This window comes from Avibacterium volantium (assembly GCF_900635775.1).
Taxonomy (GTDB): Bacteria; Pseudomonadota; Gammaproteobacteria; order Enterobacterales; family Pasteurellaceae; genus Avibacterium; species Avibacterium volantium.
Genome location: NZ_LR134167.1, coordinates 1,231,289 through 1,248,057, shown reverse-complemented (window position 1 = coordinate 1,248,057; position 16,769 = coordinate 1,231,289). Strand labels below are relative to the sequence as shown.

10 protein-coding genes and 1 pseudogene are annotated in these 16,769 nt (G+C 40.2%); 4 read left to right on the top strand and 7 right to left on the bottom strand.

The annotated features are described in order from the left end of the window. Positions 1-74: 74 nt before the first annotated feature. The 7 genes and pseudogenes from ELZ61_RS06050 to metF all read right to left on the bottom strand — a co-directional run bounded on the left by ELZ61_RS06050 (position 75) and on the right by metF (position 7,614). Positions 75-1,402 (bottom strand): IS3 family transposase gene (locus ELZ61_RS06050; RefSeq protein ID WP_126372175.1). Its coding sequence is split into 2 segments (ribosomal slippage): positions 75-952 and positions 952-1,402, totalling 1,329 coding nucleotides; the frame shifts between segments, so codons are not numbered across the junction. Positions 1,403-1,491: 89 nt separating this feature from the next. Beyond that, positions 1,492-2,677, bottom strand: a pseudogene (locus ELZ61_RS06045) (NRAMP family divalent metal transporter). 42 nt (positions 2,678-2,719) lie between these two features. Further along, complete coding sequence (gene pxpA / locus ELZ61_RS06040) at positions 2,720-3,460, bottom strand: 5-oxoprolinase subunit PxpA (protein ID WP_126372174.1); 741 nt, start codon at positions 3,458-3,460, stop codon at positions 2,720-2,722. After that, on the bottom strand, positions 3,447-4,379 hold the full coding sequence (locus ELZ61_RS06035; RefSeq protein WP_126372173.1) for a 5-oxoprolinase subunit C family protein: 933 nt from the start codon (positions 4,377-4,379) through the stop codon (positions 3,447-3,449). The genes pxpA and ELZ61_RS06035 overlap by 14 nt, the downstream gene beginning before the upstream one ends. Beyond that, entirely contained in the window at positions 4,376-5,026 is a 651-nt protein-coding gene (gene pxpB, locus ELZ61_RS06030) for a 5-oxoprolinase subunit PxpB (RefSeq protein WP_126372172.1), read from the bottom strand. Before pxpB ends, ELZ61_RS06035 begins: the two co-directional genes overlap by 4 nt. A 179-nt stretch (positions 5,027-5,205) precedes the next feature. After that, positions 5,206-6,582 (bottom strand): YdgA family protein, encoded by a 1,377-nt coding sequence (locus ELZ61_RS06025; RefSeq protein ID WP_164550724.1) that lies wholly within the window; start codon positions 6,580-6,582, stop codon positions 5,206-5,208. Positions 6,583-6,732: 150 nt separating this feature from the next. After that, positions 6,733-7,614 (bottom strand): methylenetetrahydrofolate reductase, encoded by an 882-nt coding sequence (gene metF / locus ELZ61_RS06020; RefSeq protein ID WP_115249409.1) that lies wholly within the window; start codon positions 7,612-7,614, stop codon positions 6,733-6,735. 188 nt (positions 7,615-7,802) lie between these two features. Between metF and ELZ61_RS06015 the strand changes: the two genes are divergently transcribed. The 4 genes from ELZ61_RS06015 to putP all read left to right on the top strand — a co-directional run bounded on the left by ELZ61_RS06015 (position 7,803) and on the right by putP (position 16,699). After that, on the top strand, positions 7,803-9,833 hold the full coding sequence (locus ELZ61_RS06015) for a hypothetical protein (protein WP_126372170.1): 2,031 nt from the start codon (positions 7,803-7,805) through the stop codon (positions 9,831-9,833). Positions 9,834-9,988: 155 nt separating this feature from the next. After that, the gene (gene trhP, locus ELZ61_RS06010) at positions 9,989-11,359 is read left to right on the top strand and encodes a prephenate-dependent tRNA uridine(34) hydroxylase TrhP (RefSeq protein ID WP_126372169.1); all 1,371 of its coding nucleotides are present in this window, start codon (positions 9,989-9,991) and stop codon (positions 11,357-11,359) included. Positions 11,360-11,741: 382 nt separating this feature from the next. Then, positions 11,742-15,182, top strand: a complete 3,441-nt coding sequence (putA, locus tag ELZ61_RS06005; protein ID WP_126372168.1) for a bifunctional proline dehydrogenase/L-glutamate gamma-semialdehyde dehydrogenase PutA — start codon at positions 11,742-11,744, stop codon at positions 15,180-15,182. Between the two features lie 17 nt (positions 15,183-15,199). Then, positions 15,200-16,699 carry a sodium/proline symporter PutP gene (gene putP / locus ELZ61_RS06000; RefSeq protein ID WP_126372167.1) on the top strand — a complete coding sequence of 500 codons (1,500 nt, stop codon included), beginning with the start codon at positions 15,200-15,202 and terminating at the stop codon, positions 16,697-16,699. The last annotated feature ends 70 nt before the right edge of the window (positions 16,700-16,769 follow it).

The window sequence follows — 16,769 nt, the reverse complement described above, 5'->3', positions numbered from 1 at the left end:
AAACAAAAATACAACAAAAACAAAAGTGCGGTGAAAAAATGATCTGCCCCCAAAAAGTTAGACTATATTCTAATTTAATTCAAGGACTGAGTTCTGTATTCCACAGGGCTTAGTCCTTTGAGCTTCACTTGAATACGCTCATTGTTGTAGTAATGAATGTACTCGTGAATCACTTTTTCAAGCTGTTCAAAGGTTTCAAACCGCTTGCCAAAGTAACATTCCGTCTTCAATCGCCCGAAAAAGCTTTCCATCGCACCATTATCAAGGCAATTACCTTTTCTCGACATACTTTGCTTAATACCGTGTTTTTTCAATATCTCCTGATAACCCATCATTTGATACTGCCATCCTTGGTCGGAATGCAGTATCGGTTTTTCCCCCGCTAATCGGTTCACCGCCTGGGTCAACATTCTGGTTATCTGCTCAAAATTCGGACTTCTCGCCACATCATAAGCAATAATTTCGTTATTAAACAAGTCTTTAATCGGTGATAAATACACTTTGCCTTCCGCACATTTGAACTCGGTGATATCCGTTACCCACTTCTCATTCGGCATCGTTGCCGTAAAATCCCGTTGCAACAGATTATCGGCAATTTGTCCCACTTTGCCTTGGTAAGAACGATATTTTTTCTGCTTACTTTTTCCTTTTAACCCCAAACGTTGCATTATCGCTTGCACCCTTTTGTGGTTGATAATCAAGTATTTCCTTAATTCCAAGGTAATTCGACGATAACCATAATTTTCGTCATTTTTGCGATAAATTTCCTCTATTTTCTGTGAAATCGCTACATTTTTATCCGACTTTGGCTTGAGATGATAAAAGAACGAACTGCGTGCCAATCCGATTAGCCTGAGTAACAATTCCAACGGGAAACGCGAGCGTAAGGCATTTACGATGACGGCTTTTTCTGCATTTTTTGTTGGTTGAGTTCCTGCAACTTTTTTAGCATTGCATTCTCCGCTTCTAATTCCAAAATTCGGTAACGCAAGCGTTCTTCTTCTGTTTTGGGCGTTGGTGGCATTTTAGGTGAGTTGAGTTTCATACTTGGACGACCTTTAGGTTTGAGTAATAACCCATCTATACCTTGTTTTTCAAAGCGTTGCAACCATTGACTAATTATCCCTGAACTGGGGATATCAAAGCGAAAGCAGGCGGCTTCAGCGGAGCACTGGCCTTTTTTGATAGCTTGAATAACCTTTAATTTAAACTCAACAGAATAATATCGTTTTTTACCTAACACAGCTAATCCATTGATTCCATTATGATTAAATTTCGCAATCCAACGTGCTAACGTGCTTTGGGGAAGCTGAAAATACTGGCGAGTAAGCGAACGGTTTTTTCCATTTTGATGATAAAAGTCGAGCACTTGTTGTTTGAAACGTTGAGTATATTTAGTCATAAAAAATCTGCACCTTAATCAGTTGGTTGTTTAGTCCAACTTTTGGGGTGCAGATCAAATCACCGCACTTTTTCTATGGAGAAAAATAATTAAGCCATTAAATTACCAATATATTTTGATAAAGTCATAATGCTTAACACCGCCATTAAAATGACCACCAATGCCCCTGCTGCCGTCATCCAAACAGGGTGTTTGTAGTCCCCAACAATTTTGCTACGATGTGCCGCAAGTAAAATTAATCCGAGTGAAATTGGAAGAATTAATCCATTTAATGTTCCAACAAAAACAAGCACTTGTGCTGGTTTTCCAATGGTTGCAAGTACGGCGGTAGAAATCACAATAAAGACAATAATCCAGCAATTTCTATGCTTAGCAATAAATGGTGAGAAGGTGGTTAAGAAAGACACAGAGGTGTAAGCCGCGCCGATCACAGAAGTAATTGATGCTGCCCAAATCACAATTCCAAAAATAATCAACCCGATATTTCCTGCAACGTGAGAAAATGGCGTTGCTGCTGGGTTAGCTGGATCAAGTTTTACCCCTTGAGAAACCACGCCAAGCACCGCAAGGAACAGCACGACACGCATAATTGAGGCGATAAGAATGGCTGAAATAGAGCTTTTACTCACCTCTTTCAACGAATCTTTGCCCGTAATTCCGGCATCTAATAGACGATGCGCCCCTGCAAAGGTGATGTACCCCCCAACGGTTCCACCAACAAGGGTAACAATCGCAATCACATCTAATTTTTCTGGCACAAAAGTATGTACCACTGCATCAGCAACGGGCGGATTCGCATTCAATGCCACATAAATGGTCAGTGCGATCATCACAAAGCCCATCACTTGTGCAAAGCGATCCATTATTTTTCCTGCTTCTTTAAACAAGAAAATACCAACAGCAATCGCACCACTGATAATCGCCCCCCGTTTCTGCTGGCAAGCCGGTTAGGATATTTAGCCCTAACCCCGCACCGCCAACATTACCGATATTAAAAGCAAGCCCGCCCATAACAATCAATACGGCAAGAAAATAGCCCGCTCCGGGTAAAACCGCATTTGCAATGTCTTGTGCCTTTTTTTCCGATACGGCGACAATTCGCCAAATATTTAGCTGAGCCCCAATATCCAACAAAATGGAAAGTAAAATCACAAAGCCAAAGCTGGCGAATAAGGTTTGGGTGAACGTGGCAGTTTGCGTTAAAAAGCCTGGGCCAATGGCTGACGTTGCCATTAAGAACGCTGCCCCCAGTAATGCACTGCGGTTTTTAATCATAAAATACTCCTGTATATTTTTTGTTATTAATTGATGTTATGTTTAATGTGATTTCAGTTGAATATTATGTTCCGTCAAAGCCTGACGAATTTTTTCAGCAAAAGAAATGGCGTGTTCACCATCGCCGTGTAAGCAAATGCTATCGGCTTTGATTGGCACTTCTACGCCATCAACGCTTGGCACAGTGCCTTGTAGCACCATTTGCAGAACTTGGCTGATGGCTTCGTCATCATTTTCTACCATTGCATCAGGGCGGGTTCGCGGCACTAATGAGCCGTCTGCAAGATAATGACGATCAGCAAAGACTTCTGAAATCACCCCTAAGCCTTGTTGTTCCGCCACTTGCAACATTAAACTGCCCGATAAGCCCATTAATTTCAGTTTAGGATCAAAGGCTTTTAGGGTTTGTGCGATCAGGGTGGCAAGTGCCTCGTCTTTTGCTGCTTGGTTATATAACGCACCGTGCGGTTTTACATAAGCCAGTGGCACAGCTTCCGCTTCACAAAGGGCTTTGATTGCACCGAGTTGATAGAGCAAGCAGGCTTTCAATTCTTCATCAGGCAGTTGCATATTGGTTCGACCGAAATTTTCGCGATCAGGAAAACTTGGGTGTGCACCCACTTGTACTTGGTTCTCTTTTGCCCAACGAATGGCTTTCCGCATTTCGTTAAAATCCCCTGCGTGTAAACCGCAAGCGACATTGGCTGAAGTAACAAGCTGCAATAAGCGTTGATCATTACCGCAACCCTCTGCTAAATCCACATTTAAATCAACGTGTTTCATTTACTTTTCTCCTTATGCGAGCTAAATAATCTTGGTTTTGTTGATAACGTTCGCGTGCTTCCTGATGAGAAATCACAGAAAAATGCACCGCACTTTCTAACGCATTTTGTGCTAAACGCCCGAGATCTGCTTCGATCACACAAGCTATTTTTGGATAACCGCCCGTAGTTTGCGTGTCCGCCATTAAAATAATCGGCATTCCGTCTGGTGGCACTTGCACCGTTCCCATTGGTGCGGCGTAAGAAAGCATTTCCAATGGTTGAGTGAGATTAAGTTTTTGTTCTCCGCTAAAACGATAGCCCATTCGACTGCTATTTTTTTCTAATCGCCAAGGCTGGTTTTGGAAAACTTGCTGACTTTGTGCGGTGAAATGGTCAAATTCGGAGGACGGCACGAGATGAATTTTATTGGTAAAATCAATAGGTTCAATGCTGATCGTAGAAAGGAATGTGTCGCGTTTGCCTGTGGCTATGTTATCTCCAGCACGCAATAATCGCCCTTGATAACCACCAAATCCAGCTTTGAGATCGGTGCTGCAAGAACCTAGCACTTTCGGCACACTGAAACCGCCTGCTACACAAAGATAAAGGTAATTCCTCATTGTGATCCGTTTAACCGTTAAACGTTGGCGTGCTTTTGCCGTGTATCGCCAATAAGCGTAAATCGGCTGGTCATCAAGGTAGGCTTCACATAATGCACCGGTGAAGCAAAAAGGAGTATCACAATCGAAAGTTAGGCTAAAACCGCCTAGTGTCGCTTCAATAGCAGGGGTATCAGGCTCATTTTCCAGTAAAAGGTTACCTGCTTGTAATGCTAAAGCGTCCATTGCCCCTGCGTGTCCAATGCCAAAATTGCGAAAACCAAAACGTCCTAAATCTTGGATATGGGCGAAGCCATACATATTTTCAATATAAATCATAGGGTTATACTCTCCGCCACAAATTTTACGTTATCACCAGCCATTAACAACACCGGCGGTTCTTGGCGAATATCAAATAATGGCATTTCCGTTCTGCCAAGTAATTGCCAGCCACCTGGTGAAGTGAATGGATAAACGCCAGTTTGGCTACCACCAATGCCCACTGAACCTGCGGGAACTTTGGTTCTTGGCTGTTTTCGTCTTGGCGTATGTAAATTCTCAGGTAAACCGCCTAAATAAGGAAAGCCCGGTTGAAAGCCCATCATAAAAACGGTGTAAGTGGGCGCGGTGTGGCGGCGGATAATTTCTTCGGGCGTGGTGTGATGAAATTTCGCTACGTCAAATAAATCTTCGCCAAATTCACCACCATAATGCACAGGGATTTCGATTAATCGGCTTTGCCGTGTTTCTGTTTGCTGTTCGCTTTGCTGCCAATAATGTAAGACTTGTTGCTCAAGTGCGGTGGGATTTGTGTCAAAATGATAAAACAGGGTGAAATTGTTCATTCCTACCACCACTTCTTGCACATTGGGCTGCTGACGCATTTGCTCCGCCACAAGCCAAATACGTTGTTGCTTTGGTAGCTCTGCAGGCGGTGGTAAAGAACAAAGAAGAGAGCGTTCACTGGTTAAGGAAAAAGTTAGCATACATAACCCTCGTTTGTTAATGAGATGTTATTTTTCTAACGTTATTTCAACATACTGTCAAGGGAAAAATTAAGAATTTTTCTTAAAATAGAATTTATTCAAATTTGATAAGTTATTTTTGCCGAAAATAAAGCCACTTAATTATTCGTTAAGTGGCTTGAAAGTTAATTAAAATGATATTAGTAAGCCATCATCAATAGCATAATTGCCATTTTCATATCATTTTCTGACATTTCTTGATTGTTAAAAATTAATTTTTGCTTATCTTTATCCAACAAGATTTTAAAGTTAGCTTTATCATCTTTTAACATAAGAAAATTATTGCTTCCCATTTCTGTAAGATATTGCTCAACTATATTTTCAACTTCTTGCTCTGATACCTGTTGTGTTCTTGGGTTTATTGCAAAGATATTTTTAACAAATTGAACTAACGCTTTTTTCTCTGATTCCGCACTGATTTTAAAGCTATCAAAAGCATCGAAAACTTTTTCATTTTCTAATGCACTCTGAAACGCTTGGCTTAAAGCAATTTTTACTTCAGCGTCAAAGGCTTTGCCTTTATCATTGAAAAGCTCAAGTTTATCAATATCTAGCACAGGTTGGTTGGATAAAATTTCTTTTTGTATTTGGCTAAGAACCTTATCATTATTGAAATCACTTTCATCAAGTTCATTTAAGCGGTTTACCGCATCGCCTAAAATATGATTTACTGCACCTTTGAATTTTAATCCCGTAAGCACTTTATTATCAACTAAGATATTTTTAACAGTATAATCAAAGTTCGTATCAATAAAGCCATTTTTTTCATTGATTTTATTTTCAATATCAATGTTATCTAACACAAGATTGAGGTTATTTTCAGCTTTGTGCAAGGATATTTTTTCAATTGAAACATCTGTATCACCTTGATAAATATTTTTCCATTGCGTTGGTAAAATGTGTCCTTTACCTTTTAAGTTTTCTATAAGTAAACGATCCTTATCATCAATAATTAAAGAAAACTTACTTACATCAATTTCAGATTTTCCATAGCCCTGCTGATCAACGTCAAATTTTCCGTCTAAATTCCAAGCCATTTCGACTTGATCAGCAGTCTTATGAGCCACATCGGAATAAACTTTTCCTTTAATCTCTTGACCATAGCTCATTGTTGTTACAGTTCTTAATGGATTTTTGCCATTATCAGTGAAATAGGCTTGTGTATCTTGCGTTTTTTCTACTTCTGTATCCGCAGAAAATAGCGCAAAAGAAAAGTCATTTAAAGTGATAGGGCCGTGGTGAATTTTTCCCACAAAAGGAATCGTTCCGTTTAAGTCCTCGCTTTTTATTTCAAGTTGATAACGTACATCAGAGCTAAAAAAACCACGATCTAAAACGGCATCTTTAATTTGTACGGAATAGCCAGTATCAGCGAAAGATTGCTGTAAATGCTGATTGCTTAATTGAATGTAGTCGATATATTTTTGTTCGGCGATTTTTCCTGTGTACCACGCACCGCCGCACCAAGCAGCGCCCAGAATGGCGATTAATCCGATTGATAAAGCTGATTTTTTCATTACGTTTCCTTTTAAATAAAATTTGCAGAAAAATAGCATAATTAGCCATAAATCGCAAAAAATAGTAGGAAAATAAAGTGCGGTGCTTTTTTAAAAAATTTTTATTTGAAAACAAAAAATGGGGATTGCTCCCCATTTGAATTTGAGAGATTATTCTGGACGCACGCCAAGCGTGTGGCAAATAGCATAAGTGAGTTCACTGCGGTTGAGGGTGTAGAAATGGAAATCCTTCACGCCTTCACGAGAAAGCACGCGCACCATATCCATTGCGATGCTCGCCGCAACAAGGTTTCTGGTGGTTTGGTCGTTCTCCAATCCTTCATACATTTTTGCCATCCAAGCTGGAATTTTCACATTGGTGATCGCTGCCATTTTTTGTAGCTGTTTGAAATTGGTAACAGGCAAGATCCCCGGCACAATTTCGGCATCGATACCGATAGAAGCACAACGATCGCGGAAACGTAAATAGCTGTCAATATCAAAGAAAAATTGAGTAATAACGTGATTTGCACCTGCATCAATTTTACGTTTTAAATTGATTAAATCCGCTTGAGCAGATTTTGCTTCCGGGTGTACTTCAGGGTATGCCGCAACGGAAATATCAAAATCAGCCACGGAACGCAATAATTCCACCAAATCTGACGCATAAAAAGGCTTTTTGTCATATCCCGCAGGCTCATCACCGCGCAATGCCACAATGCGGCGAATACCGCTATCCCAATAATCTTGGGCAATTTTTTTCAGCTCTTCTGGCGTGGCGTCAATTCCTGTTAAGTGTGGAGCTGCTTCAAGACCTGTTTCTTGCTTAATATGTTTCACCACGCTGTGAGTGCGATCACGCTCCCCTGAATTTGCCCCATAGGTTACAGAAACGAATTTCGGTTTTAGCACTTTTAAACGATGAATGGAATCCCACAGAATTTTTTCCATATTTTCATTTTTTGGTGGAAAAAACTCAAAAGACACGTTGATGTCGCCGTTAATGCCTGATAAGTGGTTGTTTAATGTATCAATTTCTTTTGCATAGCTCATAGGCTTCTTCCTCTGTATTTTTATCCGTTTAGACTGCTGTACGGCTATAACATTAAAGATAAAAGGGAGCTGTGTCAATTTCAAAAAATTTCATTATTTTATGAAACAAATTCATAGCAAAGCTCTTATCGCTCGCTTATAAATCCGCTATACTTCTGAAAAATCAATCCCTAAAGTTAGGAAAGTCTATGAATAAAAAAGTAAAAATTGTTGGTTCACTATCCTTGATTGCTGCCACATTAGCTTTAGGCGCGCAAATTTACACCAATCATAAAATTGATCAAATTCTGCAAAAATTCCCTTATTCACTGCAAGATAAATTTCAGTTGGACGTGGTTGAGCAAAAGAAAAATTTCTTCAGTCGTGAACTTGTTCTCAAACTCTCTAATGATGAATCCAACACGTCTAGCGAAATTATTCAAACAAAACTCACCGCACTTCCTTTTGCGGTGCTTGCAGATTCTGCCCTTATCCCAAGCTTTGTAAAAGAATTAAATAAAAATTTTAAAGTTACTATTGATAAAAATAATATTACCAGTAAATTTTCTGTTATTGGGGATTATTTCCAATCAAATATTGATACCCAATTTCGCGATCTCGCTAACAAATCACAATCTTTAGTAATAGAGCTAAATTTTGAACCTAAAAGTCATCTAATGGAAATTCAAAGCCATTTATCTGGCTTTAATTATGATGCAAACTCAAAAATTAACGATTTAACTGCGAGTGCTACGCTTATCCCTATTGATGATAATCAATATGATATTGAAAATGTATCCGTTCAACTTAAAGACGGTGATATTTATTTCTTAAATGGGGATAATACAAATATCAAACTACAAAAATTAGATTATAATTTAGATAAATCTTTATCTGGCAGCAATTACAACTTAAGCACTAAAATAAACACTGATGGGATAACTATTACAGATAAGAATCCTAAACACGCTACAATTCAGTTTAAAAATATAGCATTCCAACTTGCTCAAAAAGACATTCCAAATCAACTTAGCTATGCAAAATTATTTCACCTGCTCAACAATAAAAATGAGCTAAACACGGCGGAAATTATCAATCAGTCTTTGGACTTACTATTTAAAAATAAAGAAAGTGAAGTCAGCTTTAATTTTGAAAATTTAACCTTAGCACATGAAGAAAAAGATAAAGAGGTTTCTTTTGATAACTTCTCTTCTTCCTTCAAAGGAAATTTTTCTGACTTATCACAAGTACAAAGCAGCTATGCTTTCGCATTAAAATCTAGCCAAAGCAAAGGAGAAAACAAACCTTTTAAAATCAAAGACATACAATTTAAAGGCAATAATAAAAATGTTAATCTTGCCACGCAACTTGAATTGTTAAAATCAAATATTCAGATTTTTTCAAAAATCAAACCATCAGAAAAAGAACAAGAAAATACCTCATTAGAAAAAGAGAAAAATACCTTTATTACCCACGTAAAAACGCTTTCACAGGATTATAATCAATCCCAAGAGATGCTATTTAAAATAGATGAATTAGCTTTAGGTGATAATATTGAACTTAAAGGGATAGAAATCGGAGCAAGTGGCGTTGTTTCTGAAGATAAGCAAGATAATGAGAACATTGAGCTTGCCCTAGCAAGCTATGTGAATAAAAAAGATCAGTTCCAATTAAAAAATGGGAAAATCAGCCTTCCATTTACAGCAACAAATGTAGGTTCAATTATTCCTTTAAATATTTGTAATAACCTTATCTATCAAGCAGCTTGCACTAAATATCTTAGTGTCAATGATTATACTGACTTAATCATTTATCAGCCGATTAAAAATATTGCTATTAATATTGAACAGGCAAAAATAAATGGTGAAATAGATACCTACCCTTCTACATCGCTGACCCCATTTGAAGGAAAACTCAGCTTAAAATCAGGGATATTAGAAGATCAAAAAGATAAAAGATCTTTCGCTTTATTATTAGAAAAATGGAAAAATACAAACATTGATCTTTCTTTCGCCTTTGCTAATAAATTATTTAAAGAAAATTTATTGAAAGGTAAAAACTCAACTTCGTGGTCATTAATTAATGATTGGGTCAATCCTGAAGGGCAACTTAATCCTTATTTAAAAGAAAATGCTGATAATTACACTATTGAAATAAAAAAAGAAGGGGAGCAAACTTGGATTAATGGCGAAATATTCCCTCCAACCAATGGGGAAAATTTAGCCCCAGAACAACAATAATTGCCTTTATTAAGTGCGGTGAAAAAATTAACAAAATTTCCACCGCACTTTTTCTCTCTTTACTTTACAAATCGCAAAATCCCCCTACAATAACCGCCTTTACGCATTTACCTTGAGTGAATGCCTGACTTGTAATCAGACACAAAGAGAAATTTATGACAACCACATTCAAACCAGAACTGCTTTCCCCAGCAGGCTCATTAAAAAATATGCGTTATGCCTTTGCTTATGGGGCTGATGCGGTGTACGCGGGGCAACCACGTTATAGCTTGCGTGTGCGAAACAATGAATTTAACCACGCCAATTTGAAAATTGGGATTGACGAAGCGCACGCGCTAGGCAAAAAATTCTATGTGGTGGTGAATATTGCACCGCACAACTCCAAATTAAAAACCTTTATTAAAGATCTTCAGCCTGTGGTGGAAATGAAGCCCGATGCCTTAATTATGTCTGACCCAGGATTGATTATGCTTGTGCGTGAACATTTCCCCGACATTGACATTCACCTTTCGGTGCAAGCCAATGCAGTGAACTGGGCAACGGTGAAGTTCTGGAAACAAATGGGGTTAACCCGCGTGATTTTATCCCGCGAACTTTCGATTGATGAAATTGCTGAAATTCGCCAACAAGTGCCAGATATGGAAATTGAAATTTTCGTCCACGGTGCGTTATGTATGGCTTATTCAGGGCGTTGCTTGCTTTCAGGTTACATAAACAAACGCGATCCAAACCAAGGCACTTGCACCAATGCGTGCCGTTGGGAATATTCGGTGGAAGAAGGCAAGGAAGACGAAGTGGGCAACATTGTTGGCAATGAAATCCCAGTGAAAAATGTTGCGCCAACCTTGGGCGAAGGACAAACCACGGACAAAGTCTTCTTACTTGCAGAAAGCCAGCGTCCAGAAGAAAAAATGTCTGCCTTTGAAGACGAACACGGCACTTATATTATGAACTCAAAAGATCTACGCGCCGTGCAACACGTTGAAAAACTTACACAAATTGGGGTTCATTCACTAAAAATTGAAGGGCGCACCAAATCTTTCTATTATTGCGCAAGAACCGCACAAGTTTACCGCAAAGCTATTGATGATGCCGCCGCAGGCAAACCATTTGATGAAAGCTTAATGGATACCCTTGAAAGCCTTGCGCACCGTGGCTATACCGAGGGCTTTTTACGCCGCCATACGCACGATGAATACCAAAACTACGACTATGGTTATAGCATTTCTGAGCGTCAGCAATTTGTCGGCGAATTTACCGGTGTGCGTAAAGAGGGCTTGGCCGAAGTGGCGGTAAAAAATAAATTCTTACTTGGTGACGAAGTGGAATTAATGACACCAAAAGGCAATATCGTGTTCAAAATTGAACGTATGCTAAATCGCAAAGGGGAAGAAGTAGAAGCAGCGCTAGGGGACGGACATTTTGTTTTCTTAGATGTACCAGAAGATTTGGATTTAGACTATGCCTTGCTAATGCGAAACTTGGTGAACGCCAATACGCGCAATCCGCACGCAGAAAGCAAATAATCACATCACTTGGCGAGCGAGTTAGCTCGCCTTTTTCTTGGCTTGATTTAAACTTTAATGAATTATTACAGATTTGTTAATAAAATGTTGCAAATTACATTTTTCCTTGTATAATGCCGCCATACCCTAAAAAGTATGACTCCAAATATTTTCAGCCCTTCTTTGAAGGGCTTTTTTTTCACCTAATTTCCATAAAAACTCCCCAAAAAAGCACCGCACTTTTGTTTTATGGTGTTTCTGGGCAAATAATATTGCAATGTTAAAGGCTATTTTTTGAACTCCATCACATTTCTCAACATTTCATATTTTCTCTTTTCAAAATTTCATTACAATCCTTAACATTCCATTAACAAATAAAGCAAAATTTTATATGGAGCATCTTATGAACTACCAATACTCTCCTCTCCCCAGTGTAGAACCCGAACTTCGTAAAATTATCAGCGCGCATTATGATTGCCCTGAACAAGCCGCAGTAAGTCAATTAGTCCAAACCTTAGATTTCACACCACAGCAAGAATCTTCCATTGAACAAGTCGCCCGAGAATTAATCGGCAAAATTCGTAGTAAAAAACAGAAACATTATGGCGTTGATGCCTTGATGCACGAGTTTTCTTTAGGCTGTGATGAAGGCATTGCCTTGATGTGCTTGGCGGAAGCCTTGTTGCGTATTCCCGATGCGCAAACCCGTTATGATTTAATCAACGATAAGCTTCAACAGGGTAACTGGCAATCCCATTTGAAAAAATCAGGCTCGCTATTTACCAACGCCGCAAGCCTAGGTTTAATGCTTGGCAATAAGATCAGCGCTAGTTTAGATGAAGAAGCTCTTTCTTCTGCATTGATGAAAAGTTTCTCTCGCCTTTCCGCACCAGTGATGAAAAAAGCTATTGAAAAAGCAATGGGGATTTTAGGCGAGCAATTTGTTACTGGTGAAACAATGGAAAAAGCCCTAAAAAATATTACGACAAGAGAAAAAATGGGCTATTGTTTTTCCTTTGATATGCTCGGCGAAGCTGCAATGACAATGGAAGATGCGGATAGATATTTGCAAGATTATGTGGACGCCATTCACGCCGTGGGTAAACAATCCGCAGGGCGAGCCTTATATGATGCAAATGGCGTATCAGTGAAATTATCGGCTATCCACCCGCGTTATTCTCGTTCACAACAAGATCGTTTAATGAGCGAAATCTATCCGCGTTTAAAACAGCTTTTTGTTTTGGCAAAACAATATAACATTAGTTTGAACATTGATGCAGAAGAAATGGCACGCCTTGAAATTTCTTTAGATCTGCTCGAAAAATTATTACAAGATCCTGATCTTGCTGGCTTTAATGGTATCGGCTTTGTGGTGCAGGCCTATTCAAAACGCTGTCCTTATGTATTGGATTATATTATTGCGTTAAATCGCCGTTATCAGCGCAAAATGATGGTACGTTTGGTGAAAGGCGCGTATTGGGATAGCGAAATTAAATGGGCGCAAACCGAAGGCGTGCAAGGCTTCCCCGTTTATACACGCAAAGTGCATACGGATATTTCTTATATTAGCTGTGCGAAAAAATTATTAGACGCACAAGATGCCATTTATCCACAATTTGCAACCCATAATGTGCAAACCCTAGCCACCATTGCGGAACTGGGTAAAGGCAAAGAATTTGAATTTCAATGTCTGCACGGAATGGGCGAAACCCTTTACGATAATGTGGTTGGTGAACATCAATTTAATCGCCGTGTGCGGGTGTATGCGCCGGTGGGAACCTATGAAACCCTACTCGCCTACCTTGTACGCAGATTGCTAGAAAACGGCGCAAATTCCTCTTTCGTGCATCAATTAGTGGATAACAATATTTCTGTTAATGAACTGATTGAAGCGCCGTGGAAAAAATTTGCTCGTTTTAACGGTGCACCAAATAAAGCCATTAAATTACCGGCGGATCTTTTCCCACATCGCCGTAATTCCCAAGGCTTTAATTTAAGTGATGAAATCCAACTGGCGGAATTGCAACAGCAATTAAATCAAGCAGAATATGCGGACGTGCAATCCCTTTGTGCGGTACCTGTGCAAGCAGCACAACGTTATCAAGGTCGCAAACCAGCAGATACGGCACAATCTTTGCCAACTTCCACGTTTATGTCGCCAGATGATGTGCCTGCGGTGTTTGATGTGCTGCAATCTCGTGTTTGGCAAGAAAAAACCGTGGAAGAACGTGCGACAATTTTAGAAAGAGCGGCGGATTTTTATCAAGAAAATACTGGCTTGTTGCTACGTCTTGCCATTGAAGAAGCAGGAAAAACCTTACCCAATGCCATTGGGGAACTGCGTGAAGCGGTGGATTTCTTGCGTTATTACGCGGAACAAATCCGCTTATTAGACAGCAAAAAAGCCCTCGCACCACCACTAGGCAACGTGCTGTGTATTTCTCCTTGGAATTTCCCTCTGGCAATTTTCACTGGGCAAATCGCTGCAGCCTTGGCAGCGGGCAATAATGTGATTGCAAAACCTGCCGAGCAAACTTCGCTCATTGCTTATTATGCCGTAAAATTATTACATCAAGCAGGCGTGCCACAAGAAGCCTTGCAACTCACCTTAGGGGCTGGGGATTTAGGTGCAGCGTTAGTGGCTCAACCCTTTAATGCAGTAATGTTTACTGGCTCAACGGAAGTAGCCCATTTAATCAATAAACAGCTTGTGCAACGAGAAGATCAACCCGTGCTCATTGCTGAAACCGGCGGTTTAAACACAATGGTGGTAGATTCTTCCGCTTTATTAGAACAAGTGATTACCGATGTACTCAGTTCCGCTTTTGATTCCGCAGGCCAACGCTGTTCTGCCTTGCGTATTTTATTAGTGCAAGAAGACATTGCGGATCGTTTATACCAAATGATCACCGAAGCAATGAAAGAATTAGTGATTGGCAATCCAGAGCTACTCAATACGGATATTGGGCCCGTGATCGATGAAGAAGCAAAAGCCAACTTAATCAATTACCAAACACAAGTGCGGTCGTTTTCTCGCCGATATTTTGAATTGGATTCCCCGACTTCAGGGCATTTTGTCGCACCAGCCATTTATGAAGTGGATTCTTTGGATCAAATTAATCGCGAAATGTTCGGGCCAATTCTGCACTTTGTTCGCTATAAAAAAGCGGAATTGGGCGATTATCTGCAAAAAATTAATACTAAAGGCTACGCTTTAACAGGGGGCTGCCATAGCCGTATCAACAAAAATATTGCCTTTGTAGAGCAGCATTTAGAATGTGGCAATTTCTACATTAACCGTAATATTGTGGGAGCCGTGGTTGGCGTGCAACCTTTCGGCGGACACGGCTTATCAGGCACAGGGCCGAAAGCAGGCGGCGAGCTTTATGTTCAACGTTTAACCAAAACATCACAATATTATTTATCTATACTTGCAAAAAACAACGTATTGCCTAGTATTACAGGGGAATTAAATAGCATTGATTATAAAACCACTTCTGTTTTATTACTCGGTCAAGACCACGCTCGTTTAACTGCGGCTTATCAGCGGTTACAACAAGCAGGATTTAATGTTGTTGTAGAAAAAGATAATCCGCTGTTGAGCTATCAATTACCACATCTACAAATCCTAAAAGAAGGACAGCATTTGCAAAAAGCGGTGTTTGTATCGCCGATCGATACCCAAACACGCCAGCGTTTTGCGCAGAATAATCCTGCGATTTTCTGTTTATACGATTGGACAGTCAATCAGGATTTGACCTTGCTATATAACGAATTTTCACGCAGTGAGAATATTTCTGCCGCGGGGGGCAACGCCACCCTAATGGCCATTGAAGAACAATAATTTTATAGGGAGAAAGTATGCAGAATTATCAAATCTACACAGCTTTTGGACTGTATCTTGTTATCATTTTAGGGATTGGGATTTACGCCTATATTTCCACCAAAAATTTTAACGATTACATTTTAGGCGGCCGCAAAATGGGGAGCTTTGTTACCGCAATGTCGACGGGCGCATCAGATATGTCTGGTTGGTTGCTACTTGGCTTGCCCGGTGCGATTTTCCTTACTGGCTTGTCAGAAGCCTGGATTGCCGTGGGGCTAACGGTTGGGGCATATCTAAATTACCGCATTGTGGCAGGGCGTTTACGGGTTTTCACGGAACACTATGGCAATGCGCTCACCTTGCCTGAATATTTTGCAATGCGATTTCCGAAACGAGCAAAATCGCTGAAAATTCTTTCTTCTTCAGTGATCTTGTTTTTCTTCACCATTTACTGTGCATCTGGTGTGGTAGCTGGGGCAAAATTATTCCAAAGCTTATTAGGCATTGATTACACTACCGCCTTGATTTTTGGTGCGGTGGCAACCATAGCTTACACCTTTATTGGTGGCTATTTAGCGATTTCTTGGAGCGATACTATTCAAGCCTCATTGATGATTTTCGCTTTATTGCTCGCCCCTGTCATCGTACTGCTCAACATTAGCTGGGAAGAAATCACCCTTGCCCTAGAAGCTAAATCACAACAAACGGGAATCCCTTATTCCAACTGGCTTTACAACGTATCAGGTATTGGCGTGATTTCGGCTCTTTCTTGGGGATTAGGGTACTTCGGACAGCCGCATATCCTAGCCCGTTTTATGGCAGCCAGTTCAGTACAAGCTCTCGATAAAGCCCGCACAATTGGGATCACTTGGATGATCCTCTGCTTAGGTGGTGCTTGTGCCGTGGGGTATTTCGGCTTGGCTTATTTTGAAGTAAAAGGCATTGCTTTGGATTCCGCCGAATCGGTGTTTATTGAAATCTCCAAAGCCATTTTTAATCCTTGGATCGTGGGTATTGTGCTATCCGCCATTTTAGCGGCGATTATGAGTACCTTATCGGCACAATTCTTAATGTGTTCTGCCGCCATCACCGAAGATTTCTACCACGGTTTCTTACGCAAAAATGCCTCAAGTACGGAATTAGTTTGGGTTGGCCGCGTGATGGTATTGCTCATCGCCACTGTAGCCATCGCCATCGCACAAGATCCGAATTCTAAAGTAATGGGCTTAGTATCCTACGCCTGGGCTGGCTTTGGCGCATCATTTGGGCCATTGGTGATCCTTTCCCTATTTAACCGCAACATCACCTCCAACGCCGCGTTATGGGGAATGTTAGCTGGTGCAGTAACAGTTGTGGCGTGGAAACCGCTAATGACCACACTAAACTGGAAAGACATCGCCAACTTATACGAAATTATCCCAGGCTTCCTAGCTTGTTCTTTCGTTACCCTAACCTCATCAATTTTCTCACCGGTTGCTAAAGACGTAGCTGAAAAATTTGATGAGGCAGAAAAAAGCTACAATCAACAACGATAATAAATTTAAATCCAAGGGCTGAATAATCAGCCCTTTGGTTTTCTAAAAATGCCCTACTCTCACATTTTCC

Coding starts and splice junctions, on each gene's coding strand:
- pxpA (WP_126372174.1), bottom strand. CDS start 3,460: ATGAAACACGTTGATTTAAATGTGGATTTAGCAGAGGGTTGCGGTAAT.
- ELZ61_RS06035 (WP_126372173.1), bottom strand. CDS start 4,379: ATGATTTATATTGAAAATATGTATGGCTTCGCCCATATCCAAGATTTA.
- pxpB (WP_126372172.1), bottom strand. CDS start 5,026: ATGCTAACTTTTTCCTTAACCAGTGAACGCTCTCTTCTTTGTTCTTTA.
- ELZ61_RS06025 (WP_164550724.1), bottom strand. CDS start 6,582: ATGAAAAAATCAGCTTTATCAATCGGATTAATCGCCATTCTGGGCGCT.
- metF (WP_115249409.1), bottom strand. CDS start 7,614: ATGAGCTATGCAAAAGAAATTGATACATTAAACAACCACTTATCAGGC.
- ELZ61_RS06015 (WP_126372170.1), top strand. CDS start 7,803: ATGAATAAAAAAGTAAAAATTGTTGGTTCACTATCCTTGATTGCTGCC.
- trhP (WP_126372169.1), top strand. CDS start 9,989: ATGACAACCACATTCAAACCAGAACTGCTTTCCCCAGCAGGCTCATTA.
- putA (WP_126372168.1), top strand. CDS start 11,742: ATGAACTACCAATACTCTCCTCTCCCCAGTGTAGAACCCGAACTTCGT.
- putP (WP_126372167.1), top strand. CDS start 15,200: ATGCAGAATTATCAAATCTACACAGCTTTTGGACTGTATCTTGTTATC.